This is a genomic window from Methylobacterium iners (assembly GCF_022179305.1).
GTDB classification, from domain to species: Bacteria; Pseudomonadota; Alphaproteobacteria; order Rhizobiales; family Beijerinckiaceae; genus Methylobacterium; species Methylobacterium iners.
Genome location: NZ_BPQP01000034.1, coordinates 32,624 through 48,003 on the forward strand (window position 1 = coordinate 32,624; position 15,380 = coordinate 48,003).

A 15,380-nucleotide genomic window follows, 5' to 3' on the forward strand; every position below is an offset into this window, starting at 1 on the left:
CCGGTCTGTTCCGCATCACGATTGATAGCGACAATCCTGGTCGACGAACGTCAATCTGACGGACGGCAGTGCGATCGTCCTCCGTTGACGACGCCTCTCGGGTGCGCCCTGCTGCCCTATGGGCAGGTCCGGTGATCCGGCCCATATCGGACGAGCGAACCTCAAAGCCGAGACAAAGCCTTGATCTCCTCCAACACGCTCGTCCTCCTCGCCTGCCTCGCGGTGGCGATCGTCCTGCTCCTCGGTCTCGTGAACATGATGCGCGGCGGCAGCGCCAACCTGTCCCAGCGGCTGATGCGCATGCGCGTGCTCCTGCAGTTCGTGGCGGTCGTCGTGATCATGGGCGTCGTCTGGTGGCGCTCCGCCTGAGAGCGGGTGTGGCGGCGAGGCCGCACTGTCGATCTATCCACTTGCCAGGGGATGGAAACCGATGCCGCGGACTGACGGGTGCCTCCGGCGCCATGCTAAGAGAAACGGACTAGAAACGGGTCCGTCGCCGATGTACGTCACGCCTTTGAAGTTCCTAGCAGGCGGTGTCGCCCTGTTCGCCGCCGGCGCCGCGCAGGCCGCCGATCTCGGCGGGCGTCGCCCCGCGCCGCCGATCTACACCGCTCCGGTCAAACCCGTCAGCATCGTGTCGGAGATCCGCATCGGCGGTTCCGTGCAGGACCCCGGCAGCGCCGAGGGCAAGGTCGGAAACTTCAGCAAGGCGAACGTCAACGGCGAGATCCTGTTCGCCAAGCCGCTCGTGTTCGAGGACCCGTTCTGGCAGGCCTTCGTGCCGCGGCCGACGGTCGGCGGCAGCTACAACACCGGCGGCCGGACGAGCTACGCCTATATCGGCGCCACCTGGACCGTGGACGTCTTCCCCGAGTTCTTCAACCGTCGCCTCTTCGTGGAGGGCTTCTTCGGTGCCGCGGCCCATAACGGCTACACGGGGCCGCGGGCGCTCACGCCGTTCGGCTTCAACGCGCTCGGCTGCAACCCGCTCTTCCGCGAGGCGGCCGCCATCGGCTTCCGGCTCTCCGAGAACTGGAGCATCATGGCGACGATCGATCACATGTCGAATGCCGGCCTGTGCGCGAACAATCGCGGCCTGACGAATTACGGCGGCAAGATCGGCTATACGTTCTGAGCTGATTGGTCCGAACCGGGGTTCACGTGGTCACGCTCAACCGCATCTACACGCGCACCGGCGACAAGGGCTCGACGGCGCTGGCCAACGGCGAGCGCCGCTCGAAGGCGGATCTGCGGATCGAGACCTACGGGACCGTCGACGAGACCAATTCCTGCATCGGCCTCGCGCGCCTGCACGCCGAACCCCGCCTCGACGCGATGCTGGGTCCCATCCAGAATGACCTGTTCGACCTCGGCGCCGACCTCGCCACGCCAGAGGGTCCCGAGCCGCCGAAATACGAGCCCCTGCGCATCGTGGCCGCGCAGGTGAAGCGGCTTGAGGCCGACATCGACGCGCTGAACGCCGACCTCTCGCCGCTCAAGTCCTTCGTGCTTCCGGGCGGCTCCCCGGCCTCGGCCGCCCTGCATCTCGCCCGCACGGTCTGCCGGCGCGCGGAACGCCTGGCCGTGGCGCTGGCCGCTGTCGAGGGCGAGACGGTCTCGCCGGAGGCGCTGCAATACCTCAACCGCCTCTCGGACTTCCTGTTCGTGGCCAGCCGCACCGCCAACGCCAACGGCGCGGACGACGTGCTCTGGGTGCCCGGCAAGAACCGCTGAACCGGGCGCCCGCAGGAGCGGGCTGCCTACCGGCGCGCGTTGACAAGCCCGAAATCAGGTCGTTACGGTCCGCCGCCGCGCCGACAGGGGCCTGACGGCCCTCGCCCGCATCGAGGCTGCGCCCGCCGGCCCGCATGATCGTTCCCCGCGCGGAGGATTGAGACCGCCATGAAGCTTCTGGTGCCCGTGAAGCGGGTTGTCGACTACAACGTCAAGATCCGCGTGAAGGCCGACGGGTCCGGGGTGGAGCTCGCTAACGTCAAGATGTCGATGAACCCCTTCGACGAGATCGCCGTCGAGGAGGCGATCCGCCTGAAGGAGAAGGGCAAGGCCACCGAGATCGTCGCCGTCTCGATCGGGCCGCAGCAGGCGCAGGAGACCCTGCGCACGGCGCTCGCCATGGGGGCGGACCGGGCGATCCTCGTGAAGACCGACGCCCATGTCGAGCCGCTCGCCGTCGCCAAGATCCTGAAGGCAATCGTCGAGAAGGAGGGCCCTGAGCTCGTCATCCTCGGCAAGCAGGCGATCGACGACGATTCCAACCAGACCGGCCAGATGCTGGCCGCGCTGCTCGGCTGGCCGCAGGGCACCTTCGCCTTCAAGGTCGAGTTCGGCGACGGCGCCATCGACGTGACGCGCGAGGTCGACGGGGGCCTCCAGACGGTCACCCTCAAGCTGCCGGCGATCGTCACGACGGATCTGCGCCTCAACGAGCCGCGCTACGCCAGCCTTCCCAACATCATGAAGGCCAAGAAGAAGCCGCTCGAGGAACTCACCCCCGAGGCGCTGGGCGTCGACGTGACGCCGCGCATCAAGGTCCTCAAGACCGTCGAGCCCGCCGGCCGTAAGGCAGGCGTGAAGGTCGAGTCGGCGGAGGTTCTCGTGCAGAAGCTGAAGGTGGAAGCCGGGGTCATCTGACCCCACCCGCCGGCATTGTCTCAGGCCCGGGGCCCCGGGCGATCCAGGTTCGAGGTTTTGAGAACAGCATGGCTACCCTCCTCCTCATCGAGCACGAGAACGGCGCCGTCCGCGATGCGAGCCAGAAGGCGCTCAGCGCCGCGGTCCAGCTCGGCGGGCCCGTCCACGCGCTGGTGCTCGGCACCGGCAGCCGCCCGGCAGCGGACGCGACCGCCAAGCTCGAAGGCCTGGAGAAGGTGCTGGTGTCGGAAGACGCCGCCTTCGATCACCTGCTCGCCGAGCCTACCGCCGCGCTGATCGCCGCGGTCGCCGAGCCCTACGACGTCGTCATCGCGGCGGCCTCGACCACGGGCAAGAACGTGCTTCCCCGCGTCGCCGCTCTCCTCGACGTCGCACAGATCTCCGACATCATCTCCGTGGTCTCGCCGGACACCTTCGAGCGGCCGATTTATGCCGGGAACGCGATCCAGACCGTGCAGGCGGGCGCCGGCAAGAAGGTGATCACGGTGCGCACCGCCGCCTTCAAGCCGGCGGCCGAGGGCGGCGCGGCCCCCGTCGAGGCGCTGCAGGCGGCGGCCCCGGCAGCGGGCGGCTCCACCTTCAAGGGCGAGGAGATCGCCAAGTCCGATCGCCCCGAGCTCGCAGCGGCGCGGATCATCGTTTCGGGCGGCCGCTCGCTCGGCTCGGCCGAGAAGTTCAAGGAGCTGATCGAGCCGCTGGCCGACACCCTCGGCGCGGCGGTGGGAGCCTCGCGCGCGGCGGTCGATGCCGGCTACGCGCCGAACGACTGGCAGGTCGGCCAGACCGGCAAGGTCGTGGCGCCGGACCTCTACGTCGCGGTCGGCATCTCGGGCGCCATCCAGCACTTGGCCGGCATGAAGGATTCCAAGGTCATCGTTGCCATCAACAAGGACGAGGACGCGCCGATCTTCCAGGTGGCGGATTACGGCCTCGTCGGCGACCTCTTCCAGGTGGTGCCCGCGCTCCAAAGCGAACTCGCCAAGGCGAAGGGCTGACGGCAAGGAATTGAAAGGGGTCGCTCGGGCCTCCCGGGCGGCGCCGATCATGCATTTTACGCAGGCCGGCGGGCTGCACCTGGGCGTGGAAATGCTCTAAGACACTTTTGCGATGCGATATGGACGGCGTGGTCGCCTCTGTCGCGAGCAAAAGCGTTCCGCGGCCGATCGGGGCCGTGCGTCGGGGGTGCGGTTCAAGCGATGGGTATCGATATCACGACGGTCGGCATCGTCGGCGCCGGTCAGATGGGCAGCGGCATCGCCCATGTCTGCGCCATGGCGGGCCTCGACGTTCGACTAAACGATCGGGAGCGGGAGCGGCTCGAGAGCGGCCTCGCCACGATCGACGGCAACCTCGCGCGCCAAGTCGCGAAGGGCACGATCAGCGACGAGCAGCGCCGCAGCGCGATGGGGCGGATCCTGCCCGCCCATGCCTATGACGACCTCGCGCCCTGCGACCTCGTCATCGAGGCGGCGACCGAGGACGAGGCCACGAAGCGCAAGATCTTCGGGACATTGTGCGCGTCGCTGAAGCCGGACGCGATCATCGCGACGAACACGTCGTCGATCTCGATCACCCGGCTAGCCGCGGCGACCGACCGGCCCGAGCGCTTCATCGGCATCCATTTCATGAACCCGGTTCCGGTGATGCAGCTCGTCGAGCTGATCCGCGGCATCGCGACGGAAGATCCGACCTATGAGTCGGCTAAGGCGTTCATCGCCAAGCTCGGCAAGACCTCGACGATGTCCGAGGATTTCCCGGCCTTCATCGTCAACCGCATCCTGCTGCCGATGATCAACGAGGCGATCTACACGCTCTACGAGGGTGTTGGCTCGGTGGAGGCGATCGATACGGCGATGAAGCTCGGGGCCAACCACCCGATGGGGCCGCTGCAGCTCGCCGACTTCATCGGCCTCGACACGTGCTTGTCGGTGATGCAGGTGCTCTACGAGGGCTTGGCGGATTCGAAGTACCGCCCCTGCCCACTCCTCGTGAAATACGTCGAGGCCGGCTGGCTCGGCCGGAAGTCGAAGCGCGGCTTCTACGATTACCGCGGCGAAACGCCCGTACCGACCCGCTAGGCGGATCGATACGGACGCGACACGTCACTTTTGGTTGGGGTTGGCCGTCGGCTGAGCGGGCGACGGATAGTTCGGGTTCGCCGCCGGGACGTTGCCGCTGTTGGAGGACGGCGCGCTGGTGCCGCCATTGACCGAGCCCGTGACCTCGCCGCGCGAGGCATCCTGGCTCCTGGAGGCGTTGTCTTTCGGCGATTGCGCGCCCTGCCACGTCATGAGGCCGGTGATGGCAACGGCGAGCAATGCGAGGCTGGCGAGCAGGACGTAGAGCACCGGCTTGCCCTTGGCGCCCTGGCGGGCCTCCTGTTCCGGAAGAATCTCTGGCATCTGCAACCCCATCTGATGAGCCCTGTCAGGGCACGCGTGACTAGCCGACGCAGGACGCGTCGAGATGGTCGGAAACGCCGCGCTTGCGATCGGAGTTCCTGTCGGACGGGGCTTCGGCGCCTCTCAGCGCCCCGTGATCAGCATGATCTTGCCGAGATGCGCGCTCGATTCCATGAGCGCATGGGCCTGCGCCGCCTCCTCAAGCGGAAAGGTCGCATGGATGACGGGTTTCATCCGGCCGTCCTCGAGGTAGGGCCAGATCTCGCGCCGCAGCCCCTCGGCGATGCCGGCCTTGTCGGCGTTCGGGCGGGCGCGAAGGGTCGAGCCGGTGAAGGTGAGGCGCTTGATCATGATCGGCGTCATGCTGAAGCCCTCGGCCTTGTAGCCCTGCATGAAGGCGATCTGGACGAGGCGGCCTTCCACCGCCAGGGCGGCGAGATTGCGGGCGAGGTAGGGCGCGCCGACCATGTCGAGGATGACGTCGACGCCGCGCCCCTCGGTGAGCCGCTTCGCCTCCTCCGCGAAGTCGGCCTCTCGGTAGTTGATGGCGGCGTCCGCCCCGAGCGAGCGGCAGAACTCGCATTTCTCCGCCGAGCCGGCCGTCGCAAACACCCGAGCGCCTTGGAGCTTCGCCATCTGGATCGCGGTCGAGCCGATGCCGCTCGAACCGCCGTGGACGAGGAAGCTCTCCCCAGGCTTCAGCCGTCCGCGCTCGATCACGTTGCTGTAGACGGTGAAATAGGTCTCCGGCAGGCCCGCGGCCTCGATGAGCGAGAGGGGGCCTGGACGGGGCAGGCACTGAGCGGCCTCGGCAATCGCGAACTCGGCATAGCCGCCGCTGATCACCAGGGCGCAGACCTCGTCCCCGATGGCGAGTTCGTCCGCACCATCGCCGAGCGCCACGATCCGGCCGGCGATCTCGAGACCCGGAACCTCCGTCGCGCCCTTCGGCGGCGGGTAGAGGCCGGCCCGCTGCATCACGTCGGGCCGGTTCACGCCCGCCGCGGCGACCTCGATCAGCACCTGGCCGGGTCCCGGCCGCGGCACCGGCGCGGTCTCCACCGCAATCACCTCTGGGCCGCCAGAGCCCGCAAAGCGGATCTGGCGCATGGTCTCGGGGAGGTTGGGCCGCGCCATCGAATTTCTCCTTGAAGCAGGTGCCGTCTTCGCGGGCTCAGGTCCTGCTGGCAAGTGCGGTGAGACAGATCACGCCGCTTCGTCGCCAGCCACATAGATCAAACTTCTCACCCGTGCCGGCGCACGGCTTCCGCTGGCACAAGCTCATCCAAGATCCGCGCTGCTGGTCGCGTTTGTGCAATCCAGGATGGCCCGGTTAGGATGCGGATCAGAACAGGAATGCACGATGACAAAGCTTCTCGAGCAGGCGGTCGAGGCCATCCGCCGGATGCCGCCTGCCGAACAGGACACGATCGCTCAGGCCATGCTGAGCTTGGCCAAGATCGGTGAACCTCTGGATATCGAAGAGGAGCATCGCGCCGCGGTGATGGAAGGCATCGCGCAGGCTGAACGCGGCGAGTTCGTCGAAGGCACCGCCAGGGAAGTCGTCGCCCGCGCGTTCCGGCGCGCCCGCGGGTGAGACTTCGGCTTACTCCGCGTGCGGAAAGCGAACTCGTGGAGATTGCATCCTACCTTGTCGTTCGAAATCCGCATGGCGCCAAGCGCGTCGAGGAGGCATTGCAGGAAGCCTTCGACCTCATCGCGTCCTATCCGGAGGTAGGCCGCAAGTTGGGTGACGGGGTCCGCCGCTTCGCCCTGCCTCGTTATCCCTATCTCATCTTCTACCGAATACGTGAGGCTGGCGACGAAGTGGACGTCTTCACGGTGCGTCACGCGGCGCGACGTGAGGAGCGTTGACGTTCGCTCAATCCAGCCACGAGATCACCTACCGCGTCCCGTACATCCGGTCCCCCGCATCCCCCAGCCCCGGCACGATGTAGCCGTGGTCGTTGAGGTGGCTGTCGATTGCCGCCGTCCAGACGGGGACTTCCGGATGCACGCTCTGCAGCCGCGCGATGCCCTCGGGGGCGGCGAGCAGGCAGACGAAGCGGAGGTCGCGGGCGCCGCGCTGCTTCAGCAGGTCGATCGCGGCCACTGCCGAGTTCGCTGTGGCGAGCATGGGGTCGAGCACCAGCACGGTGCGGTCGGCGAGGTCGGAGGGCGCCTTGAAGTAATATTCCACCGCCTGGAGCGTGTCGGGATCGCGGTAGAGGCCGACATGGGCGACGCGGGCGGAGGGCACCAGCGAGAGCATGCCGTCGAGGAAGCCGACGCCGGCGCGCAGAATCGGCGCCAGGACGAGCTTCTTGCCCGCGATCTGCGGCGCCTCCATCGCCTGGATCGGCGTCTCGATGGTCACGGTCTCGAGCGGCAGGTCGCGGGTCACCTCGTAGGCGAGCAGCATCCCGATCTCGTTGAGGATCTGGCGGAAACCCTTGGTCGAGCGGGCCTTGTCGCGCAGCAAAGTCAGCTTGTGCTGAACGAGGGGGTGGTCGACCACCCGGACCGAGGCCGTGCCCTGCATGGATGCGCTCCCGCCCGGCCGGGGAGAGGCGAGACCGGGGTCCCGCTTGTAGACCACCCTTCCGCATCGGGCGAAAGCGGGGACGGAGCGCCAAAAAAGGCTCCCCGCCTCGCGGCAGGGAGCCCGGTCGTTCGGCCTTGAACGCGCTCAGACGTCGACGGGCGAGCCGTCGCGGGTCTCCGAACGACGCTTGGCCATGAAGGCGTCAAACTGCTCGCGGTCCTTGGCCCGCTTCAGCTCTTCGACGAAGGCGGCGAAGGCCCGGCTCTCCTCCTCCAGCGCACGGCGCTGGGCGACGAGACGCTCGATCTCGGCGCGGCGATAGGCGTCGAAGGCGAGGTTGCCGGTGCTGCCGCTCGCGGCCTCGAAGGCGGCCGCGAAGCGCGACTTGCGGGCGCCGCTCGCCAGCGACGATCCGCGGCCGACGAGGCCGCGCATCTCGGCCAGGGCCGGGTAGCCCGCCACCTTCCAGATGACGTAGCCCAGGGCCAGCGGCCACCAGTAGATGAAGGCAAGCACGATGGCGCCGATCTCGAGGGAACGGCGGGGGAAAGGACCGCTGCGGCAAGCTTTGCCGGTGGCCCAGGGAGTGGTCGAGGAAAAGCTCACGGCTCACAGCTCCAATGTAAATGTGAACCACATTTACTTGCGGGTGGGTCTCGGGCTTTTCAAGGGGCGGTCAGGCGCGCGGCCGAGAGGCCGCCCCGTGCACGAGCGCGAGCACGCCGGCGCGCAGCAGCTCGTACTTGTCTGGCACGCCCGGCCCCTTCGGCAATTGCCCCGCGGCCGAGAGCGTAGCCAGCCCGTGCGAGAGCGCCCAGACTTCGAGCGCGATGAAGCGGGGGTCGACGCCGCCGAACCCGTCCGGGAAAGTCGAACGCAGCGCCTCGACGAGGAGATCGAAGGGGCTCGGCCGGGGCGGCTCGTCCGAGCCGGAGGTCCCCGGCGCGAGGCCGGTACTGCGGGTCTCGAAGATCGCGGCGTAGTAGCCCGGCTCCTCCTCCGCGAAGGCGAGATAGGCCTCGCCCATACGGGTGAAGCGCTCGAGCGGGGTGCCGCGGCCGCCGATCGCCTTGGCGAGACGTTCGGCGAGGTCGGTGAAGCCGCGGCCGGCGACCTCCTCCAGCAGGGCCTCGCGCCCACGGAAGTGGCGGTAGAGCGCGGCGGGCGTGACGCCGACCAGGCGGGCCGCATCGACCAGGGTGAAGCCACCGACGCCACGCTCCGCGATGAAGCGGCGTGCGGCCTCGATCAGCGCCTCTTTGAGGTTGCCGTGGTGGTAGCTGCGCCTGTCACTTGGTCCGTCCCGCCAGGGTCGCACGTCTACATCCCCGCACGCATCCGTTCGCTCGCGCGTTCGGATGCAACCCGCCGACCCCTAGCACGGGTCCGTGCCGTTTCGACTCCGCAGAATCACGCATACCGGCCCGCCTCACAGCCGAAAGATCGAACTGGCCGCGTCGCGAGCCGCGTTCTTCGCCGCCTTCGCGCTCTCCAGACGCTCGATCTCGCTGCGCAGAAGGGCAATCCGCTCGTCGAGATCGGCGACGGACAAGTCGTCGAGCTTCTGTCCGATCTCGTGCCCAACCAGCCGTCGAACGCGGTACTCCTCCTCATCCTTCATGCGATTCCCCCGACCATGCGCGTCCGGCCGCGAGCGGCGCCAGACCGAGATAATGCGCCGCCTCGGCACCGATATCGGCAAAACTCGCCCGCGCCCCGAGGGTTCGCGATGCGATCCGCGGGCCAAAGGCGAGGATGGGCACCTGCTCGCGGGTGTGCTCGGTGCCGGCCCAGGTCGGATCGTTGCCGTGGTCGGCGGTGATCAGGCAGAGGTCGCCCTCGCCCAGCACCGCATGGACCTCGGGCAGCCGCGCGTCGAAGGCTTCGAGTTCGGCGGCATAGCCCGGCACGTCGCGGCGATGGCCGTGCTCGGTGTCGAAATCGACGAGGTTGAGAAAGACGAGGCCGCCCGGCGGCAGGTCGCGGAAGGCCGCCAGCGCCGCGTCGAGGCAGGCGGCGTTACCGATCGCCTTGATCTCCCGGCCGGTATTGCGGTGGGCGAAGATGTCGCCGATCTTGCCGACGCTCACGACAGCGCGGCCCTCCGCGGCGAGCCGGTCGAGCAGGGTTTCGCCAGGCGGCTCGGTCGAAAAATCCCGGCGGTGCCCGGTGCGCCGGAAACCCGCCTCGGTCGAGCCGATGAAGGGCCGCGCGATGACGCGCCCGACACGGTAGCCGTCGCAGAGCTCGCGGGCGACCTCGCAGAGGTCGTAGAGCCGCTCCAGCCCGAAACTCTCCTCGTGGGCCGCGATCTGGAAGACGCTGTCGGCCGAGGTGTAGCAGATCGGCTTGCCGGTCCGGACATGCTCCGGCCCCAGGCGCTCGACGATGGCGGCGCCGGCCGCGTGGCAATCGCCCAGGATTCCGGGCAGGCCGCCTCGAGCGATCAGGGCCTCGATCAGTTCCGGCGGGAAGGCCGGCCGGGTGTCGGGAAAGTAGGTCCAGGGTTCGAGCACCGGCAGCCCGGCGATCTCCCAGTGGCCGGAGGGCGTATCCTTGCCGGCGGCGGTCTCGATCGCATGGCCAAAGGCGGCGCGAAGGGGGTCTGAGGGAGCAAGGCCCGGCGGGATGCGTCCCGTGGCGCCCTCGGCGGCGAGGCCGAGCCCGAGTTCGGCGAGGTGGGGCAGCTTGAGGGGACCCGCGCGAAGCCCCGCGCGGTCGCCCTCCCCACGGGCACAGGCCTCGGCGATATGGCCGAGGGTGTCGGCTCCGGCATCGCCGTAGCGATCCGCGTCGGGTGCACCGCCGATTCCAACGGAATCCAGCACGATGAGGAGAACGCGGGCCATCGCGCTCAGGCCGGGACCGGGTCTTCGACGGTCTCGCTCGCCAGGTCGAAGGCGGCCGCGAACAGGGCGCGGGTGTACTCGGTCTTGGGCGCGGTGAAGATCGCGTCGGCGGAGCCTTCCTCGACGACGACGCCGTTCTGCATGACGAGAACGTAGTTCGCGAGCGCCCGCACCACCTTGAGGTCGTGGCTGATGAAGAGGTAGGCGAGCCCGCGCTCGCGCTGCAGATCGCGCAGCAGCGTCACGATCTGCGCCTGGACCGAGCGGTCGAGCGCCGAGGTCGGCTCGTCCAGCACGACGAAGCGGGGCTTGAGCACGATCGCGCGGGCGATGGCGATGCGTTGGCGCTGGCCGCCGGAGAACTCGTGCGGGTAGCGGTCCATCGTCGCCGGATCGAGGCCGACATCCTGGAGGGCCTTGGCGACGATCGCGGTGCGCTCGGCCCGGGACTTCGCCGCGCCTTGGACGACGAGCCCCTCCGCGACGATGTCGGAGACGGTCATGCGCGGCGAGAGCGAGCCGTAGGGGTCCTGGAAGACCACCTGCATGTCGCGGCGCACGGGCCGCATGGCCCCTGGCGTGAAGCCCTCGATGGAGCGCCCGAGGAAGACGATCGGGCCCTCGCTGCCCGTCAGCCGCAGGAGCGCGAGGCCGAGCGTCGTCTTGCCCGAGCCGGATTCGCCGACGACGCCGACCGTCTCGCCGGCGCGAACCCTGAGGGCGACGCCGTTCACGGCCTTCACGTGGCCGGTGGTGCGCCGCAGCAGGCCCTCGCGGATCGGGAACCAGACCTTGAGCGGCCCGGCCTCCAGCAGGTTCTTGGCCTCCGCCGGGACCGGGTTGGCGCGGCCCTTCGGCTCCGAGGCGATGAGCCGGCGGGTGTATTCGTGGCTCGGCCGCGAAAAGATCTCCGCGACGGGGCCGGCCTCGACGATCCGGCCCTGGAGCATCACGCAGACGCGGTCCGCGATCCGCTGCACGATGCCGAGATCGTGGGTGATGAACAGCATCGCCATGCCGAGCCGCTTCTGCAGGTCGGCGAGCAGTGTCAGGATCTGGGCCTGGACGGTGACGTCGAGGGCCGTCGTCGGCTCGTCGGCGACGAGGAGGTCCGGCTCGCAGGCGAGCGCCATCGCGATCATCACGCGCTGGCGCTGCCCGCCCGAGAGCTCGTGCGGATAGGCGCCGAGCCGCCGCTCGGCGTCGCGAAGCCCCACGAGATCGAGGAGCTCGAGGATCCGCGCCCGCGCCGGCCGGCCCGTGAGGCCGCGATGGATCTGCAGCACCTCGCCGATCTGCCTCTGGATCGTGTGCAGCGGGTTCAGCGAGGTCATCGGCTCCTGGAACACCATGGTGATGTCCGCACCGCGGATCTCGCGCAGCCGCCGCTCGCTCAAGGACAGGATATCCTCGCCCCGGAACAGGATCTTTCCGCCCGGGTGGTGGGCCGCGCCGTCGAGGAGCCGCAGGATCGAGAGCGCCGTCACCGACTTGCCGGAGCCGGATTCGCCGACGAGGGCCAGCGTCTCGCCCTTCGCGATCGAGAAGCTGACCCGGTCAACCGCCAGCGTGTCGCCGCGCTCCCGCGAGCGGAAGGCGACCGACAGATCCTGGACTTCGAGCAGTTGGGTGGGCGGCACCTTGGCGGTCATCGGCATCCGGCAGGAACGAGCGCGAAGGGGCTTATAGCGCGGCGGGGGCGGATCGGCGAACGTCGCCGCCGGATTGATCGCGGGCGGCAAAGCCCTAAAACCGCACGGTGATCACCAAATGGCTCTGGATGTTCGCAGCGGCGACGTTGGCGATGACGGGTTCGGCTCGCGCGGCCGCAGCCGCGGGCGAGACCGAGACCGTCGAGCAGGCCCTGTGTCGGCTGATCGACGGTGCCGCGAGGACCCACAAGCTGCCGGTGCCGTTCCTCACCCGCCTGATCTGGCGCGAGAGCAGCTTCCGCGCCGGTGCTGTCAGTCCGGTCGGTGCGCAAGGCGTCGCGCAGTTCATGCCGGGGACGGCGAGGGAGCGCGGCCTGGCCGACCCCTTCGACCCGGAGCAGGCGATTCCCCACGCCGCCCATCTGCTCGCGGACCTGAACCGGCGGTTCGGCAATCTCGGGCTCGCGGCCGCGGCCTATAACGGCGGCCCGGGGCGAGTCTCGGCCTGGCTTGCCGGGACCGGCGGGTTGCCGGCCGAGACGCGCGCCTACGTCATCGGCATCACCGGAGCTCCGGCCGAGGATTGGCGCGGCGGCGCCGAGGCCGCCTCGCCGCCGGAGAGCGACCAAACCTGCATCCAGGTGACGGCCACCCTGCGCATTCCTTCCCGCGGCGACCGCTTCGCCCTCGGCGTCAACGAGGGGCCGGCCGCGCCCTGGGGCATCCAGCTCGCCGGCAACTTCTCGAAGTCGCTCGCGCTCCAGAGCTTCTCCCGGGCACGGAGCCGCTACGCCGGCGTGATCGGCGAGGTCCGCCCGATGATCATCGGCACGCGACTGCGCAGCCGCGGCACCCGCGCCTTCTACCGCATCCGCATTCCCGCCGAGAGCCGCGCCGCGGCCGACGCCCTGTGCGGGCGGATTCGCGGGGCCGGCGGCGCCTGTCTCGTCCTGCGAACCTGAGGCCTTGGCTCACGACCCGGAATGCCCGCGCTTTGGTCATGAATCCGCCGCGACGGCGATGGCATCAGGGGGGACCGTCCCGCTTGAGAGATGCATGACCCGAGCCTTCGCCGCCCTCGCCAGCCTGCTCAGCCTCGCCCTCATGGCGATCGGCATCTCCGCCTGCTCGCCGTTGGCGCTGTTCGACGCGATCGGCCCGCGGGACCGCGGCGGCCGGCTCGTCCTGAAGGACGCCGCCTTCGGCGCGCATCCGCGCCAGAAGCTCGACATCTTCGCACCCGTCGAGGGTACGACCGGGGCGCCGGTTCTCGTCTTCTTCTACGGCGGCTCCTGGAAGGGCGGCGCGAAGGAGGATTACGCCTTCGTCGGCCAGGCCTTCGCGGCGCAGGGCTTCGTGACGGTGCTGCCCGATTACCGGCTCTACCCGGAGGTGCGCTTCCCCGATTTCCTCGACGACGGCGCCGCGGCGCTGGCCTGGGTGCGCGACAACATCGCCGCGCAAGGAGGAGACCCGCGCCGGATCGTGCTCGCGGGGCACTCGGCCGGCGCCTACAACGCGGTGATGCTGGGCCTCGACACCCGCTACCTGCGCCGCGCCGGCGTCGACCCGAAGGCGGTCCGCGCGGTCGCCGGCCTCTCCGGCCCCTACGACTTCCTGCCGCTCGATCCCGGCACCGCCACCGAATTGTTCGGCCATGCGTCGGACAAGGCGGCGACGCAGCCGATCACCTTCGCCGGCCCGCATTCCCCGCCGGCCTTCCTCGCCACGGGCGAGAACGACACTATCGTCCGGCCGCGCAACACTCAGAGCCTGGCTGCCAAGCTCCGCGCCGCGCGAGTGCCGGTCCAGGAGCGGATCTATCCTGGCCTCGACCACGCCGACACGCTGCTGGCGCTGTCCGTGACGTTCCGGTCCAAGGCGCCCGAACTCGCCGAGATGACGGCCTTCCTGAAGCAGTATGCGAGCGAGCGGCCGCTGGTGAAGGCGTCGCGGTAGGGCATCGGGAGTGTTGCCTGCTTTCGCGCGCCTTTGTCATTCCGGGGCTGCGAAGCAGAGCCCGGAATGACAAAGGGTGGTGGGCGAAGAAGGTGAAATCGCACCTCACCCGCCCCTCAGTCTCGCCCGCGCCGCCCGATGGGCCGGCGCATCCGAGAAGGCCCGGTGCATGGCGCTCCAGAGCGGCGTGCGGCGGGAGGCGGCGTCGAGCGGCAGCGCGCGATGGGGCAGGCCGTCCCGGCGGCGGCGCTGCGGGTTGGTGTTGAGCCAGGTGTTCGCGTCCGTGATGTCCCAGGTCAGCAGGTTGATCACGGCCGGCTCGTCGAGCACGACGTCGAGGAAGCGCCGCGCGAAATCCGAGACCGCGGCGTCGCGGGCCTTGAGGTCGGCGGGGTAGGCCCGGTCGTCCACGTCGAACTCGGTGATCTCGATGGCGAGCCCGAGCCCCGCCACCTCGCGCAGGAAATCGCGCAGCTTCTTCGCGTCGAGGGGATGGGTGCTGTAGATGTGGCCCTGCAGCCCGAGGCGGCGGATCGGGACGCCGCGCCTCAGCATGGCCTCCAGGCTGCGCAGCACCATGCGGCGGCGCGCGTCGATCCAGTCGGCCTGGAGCTCGAGGTCGTTCTCGTTCCAGACACCTGCGGCGCCGGGATCGACCTCCTCCAGGATCGCGAAGGCGAGGTCGACATAGCCGGAGCCCAGCGCGTCGAGCCAGGGGCTCGCCCGCAAACCGTCGGGCCGGCCCTCGTTCGGTCCGCAGATCTCGTTGACGACGTCCCAGGCCTCGATCCGGCCGCGGTGCCGCCCGGCGATGAGCCCGATCCAGCGCCGCATCAGGCCTTCCGCCGAGCGGCGGGTGATCTGGGCGCGGGCCCAATCGGGGATCGCCTCGTGCCAGATCAGGGCGTGGCCCCGCAGACGCTGACCGTTGACGCGGGCGAATTCAGCGGTCTCGTCGCCCCCGGCGAAAGCGGGCGCGGCCTCGCGCGGCCAGGCGTGGACGAACTTCATCTCGTTCTCGGCGACGACGATGCCGCATTCGCGCGCGATCGCCGCGCCGTAGACCGGGTCGCGGCGGAGTGGCGTGATGTTGACCGCCGAGCCGTAGGCCAGGCCCTTGGCGGCAGCGACGGCGTGGAGGCTGTCGGGAGTCCATGACGCCGCCATGGATCGGCCTGGGGCGAGGCCGGCCGCGAGCGCGCCGGCGAGGATGCCGCGGCGGGAGGGCTGGTTCAAAGGAGCTCCTCCTGACGGATGCCGCAAGGGCTTCGTCTTTCACCACGTTTGTCATTCCGGGGCC

19 protein-coding genes are annotated in these 15,380 nt (G+C 69.3%); 10 read left to right on the forward strand and 9 right to left on the reverse strand.

Going from position 1 to position 15,380, the window contains the following annotated elements; genetic code table 11:
- Positions 1–183: 183 nt before the first annotated feature.
- The 6 genes from MFF55_RS12330 to MFF55_RS12355 all read left to right on the forward strand — a co-directional run bounded on the left by MFF55_RS12330 (position 184) and on the right by MFF55_RS12355 (position 4,751).
- The gene (locus tag MFF55_RS12330; RefSeq protein WP_238244424.1) at positions 184–369 is read left to right on the forward strand and encodes a twin transmembrane helix small protein; all 186 of its coding nucleotides are present in this window, start codon (positions 184–186) and stop codon (positions 367–369) included.
- Positions 370–499: 130 nt separating this feature from the next.
- A complete protein-coding gene (locus MFF55_RS12335; RefSeq protein WP_373874795.1) occupies positions 500–1,135 on the forward strand; it encodes an acyloxyacyl hydrolase in 636 nt (211 codons plus the stop codon).
- Positions 1,136–1,161: 26 nt separating this feature from the next.
- Positions 1,162–1,734 (forward strand): cob(I)yrinic acid a,c-diamide adenosyltransferase, encoded by a 573-nt coding sequence (locus tag MFF55_RS12340; protein WP_238244388.1) that lies wholly within the window; start codon positions 1,162–1,164, stop codon positions 1,732–1,734.
- A 168-nt stretch (positions 1,735–1,902) separates the two neighbouring features.
- Complete coding sequence (locus MFF55_RS12345) at positions 1,903–2,652, forward strand: electron transfer flavoprotein subunit beta/FixA family protein (RefSeq protein WP_238244389.1); 750 nt, start codon at positions 1,903–1,905, stop codon at positions 2,650–2,652.
- A 68-nt stretch (positions 2,653–2,720) separates the two neighbouring features.
- The gene (locus MFF55_RS12350) at positions 2,721–3,668 is read left to right on the forward strand and encodes an electron transfer flavoprotein subunit alpha/FixB family protein (RefSeq protein WP_238244390.1); all 948 of its coding nucleotides are present in this window, start codon (positions 2,721–2,723) and stop codon (positions 3,666–3,668) included.
- A 201-nt stretch (positions 3,669–3,869) separates the two neighbouring features.
- Positions 3,870–4,751, forward strand: coding sequence for a 3-hydroxybutyryl-CoA dehydrogenase (locus MFF55_RS12355; protein WP_238244391.1), 882 nt, complete (start codon positions 3,870–3,872; stop codon positions 4,749–4,751).
- A 24-nt stretch (positions 4,752–4,775) separates the two neighbouring features.
- Here the strand turns inward: MFF55_RS12355 and MFF55_RS12360 are convergent, their stop codons facing one another.
- The gene (locus tag MFF55_RS12360; protein ID WP_238244392.1) at positions 4,776–5,075 is read right to left on the reverse strand and encodes a hypothetical protein; all 300 of its coding nucleotides are present in this window, start codon (positions 5,073–5,075) and stop codon (positions 4,776–4,778) included.
- A 123-nt stretch (positions 5,076–5,198) separates the two neighbouring features.
- A complete protein-coding gene (locus tag MFF55_RS12365; protein ID WP_238244393.1) occupies positions 5,199–6,212 on the reverse strand; it encodes an NAD(P)H-quinone oxidoreductase in 1,014 nt (337 codons plus the stop codon).
- Positions 6,213–6,438: 226 nt separating this feature from the next.
- On the opposite strand from MFF55_RS12365, the gene MFF55_RS12370 reads away from it, so the two are divergent.
- Both MFF55_RS12370 and MFF55_RS12375 read left to right on the forward strand, forming a co-directional pair.
- Positions 6,439–6,672, forward strand: coding sequence for an acetyltransferase (locus MFF55_RS12370; protein ID WP_238244394.1), 234 nt, complete (start codon positions 6,439–6,441; stop codon positions 6,670–6,672).
- On the forward strand, positions 6,669–6,950 hold the full coding sequence (locus tag MFF55_RS12375; RefSeq protein ID WP_283206731.1) for a type II toxin-antitoxin system RelE/ParE family toxin: 282 nt from the start codon (positions 6,669–6,671) through the stop codon (positions 6,948–6,950). The genes MFF55_RS12370 and MFF55_RS12375 overlap by 4 nt, the downstream gene beginning before the upstream one ends.
- A gap of 28 nt (positions 6,951–6,978) precedes the next feature.
- Here MFF55_RS12375 and upp read toward each other — a convergent pair whose 3' ends face one another.
- The 6 genes from upp to MFF55_RS12405 all read right to left on the reverse strand — a co-directional run bounded on the left by upp (position 6,979) and on the right by MFF55_RS12405 (position 12,121).
- Complete coding sequence (gene upp / locus MFF55_RS12380; RefSeq protein ID WP_238244396.1) at positions 6,979–7,617, reverse strand: uracil phosphoribosyltransferase; 639 nt, start codon at positions 7,615–7,617, stop codon at positions 6,979–6,981.
- 147 nt (positions 7,618–7,764) lie between these two features.
- Complete coding sequence (locus MFF55_RS12385; protein WP_238244397.1) at positions 7,765–8,226, reverse strand: DUF2852 domain-containing protein; 462 nt, start codon at positions 8,224–8,226, stop codon at positions 7,765–7,767.
- A 70-nt stretch (positions 8,227–8,296) separates the two neighbouring features.
- Positions 8,297–8,938 carry a TetR/AcrR family transcriptional regulator gene (locus MFF55_RS12390; protein WP_238244398.1) on the reverse strand — a complete coding sequence of 214 codons (642 nt, stop codon included), beginning with the start codon at positions 8,936–8,938 and terminating at the stop codon, positions 8,297–8,299.
- Between the two features lie 111 nt (positions 8,939–9,049).
- The gene (locus MFF55_RS12395) at positions 9,050–9,241 is read right to left on the reverse strand and encodes a DUF1192 domain-containing protein (RefSeq protein WP_238244399.1); all 192 of its coding nucleotides are present in this window, start codon (positions 9,239–9,241) and stop codon (positions 9,050–9,052) included.
- Positions 9,231–10,469 carry a phosphopentomutase gene (locus MFF55_RS12400; RefSeq protein WP_238244400.1) on the reverse strand — a complete coding sequence of 413 codons (1,239 nt, stop codon included), beginning with the start codon at positions 10,467–10,469 and terminating at the stop codon, positions 9,231–9,233. The genes MFF55_RS12395 and MFF55_RS12400 overlap by 11 nt, the downstream gene beginning before the upstream one ends.
- Positions 10,470–10,474: 5 nt before the next feature.
- Positions 10,475–12,121: an ABC transporter ATP-binding protein gene (locus MFF55_RS12405; protein WP_238244401.1), complete on the reverse strand. Its 1,647-nt coding sequence runs from the start codon at positions 12,119–12,121 to the stop codon at positions 10,475–10,477.
- Positions 12,122–12,249: 128 nt separating this feature from the next.
- On the opposite strand from MFF55_RS12405, the gene MFF55_RS12410 reads away from it, so the two are divergent.
- Together MFF55_RS12410 and MFF55_RS12415 are read left to right on the forward strand one after the other, a co-directional pair.
- Entirely contained in the window at positions 12,250–13,083 is an 834-nt protein-coding gene (locus MFF55_RS12410; RefSeq protein ID WP_373874798.1) for a lytic transglycosylase domain-containing protein, read from the forward strand.
- Between the two features lie 94 nt (positions 13,084–13,177).
- Positions 13,178–14,080, forward strand: a complete 903-nt coding sequence (locus MFF55_RS12415; protein WP_238244403.1) for an alpha/beta hydrolase — start codon at positions 13,178–13,180, stop codon at positions 14,078–14,080.
- A 105-nt stretch (positions 14,081–14,185) separates the two neighbouring features.
- On the opposite strand, the gene MFF55_RS12420 is transcribed toward MFF55_RS12415, so the two are convergent.
- Positions 14,186–15,316: an endo-1,4-beta-xylanase gene (locus tag MFF55_RS12420; RefSeq protein ID WP_238244404.1), complete on the reverse strand. Its 1,131-nt coding sequence runs from the start codon at positions 15,314–15,316 to the stop codon at positions 14,186–14,188.
- Between the last annotated feature and the right edge of the window lie 64 nt (positions 15,317–15,380).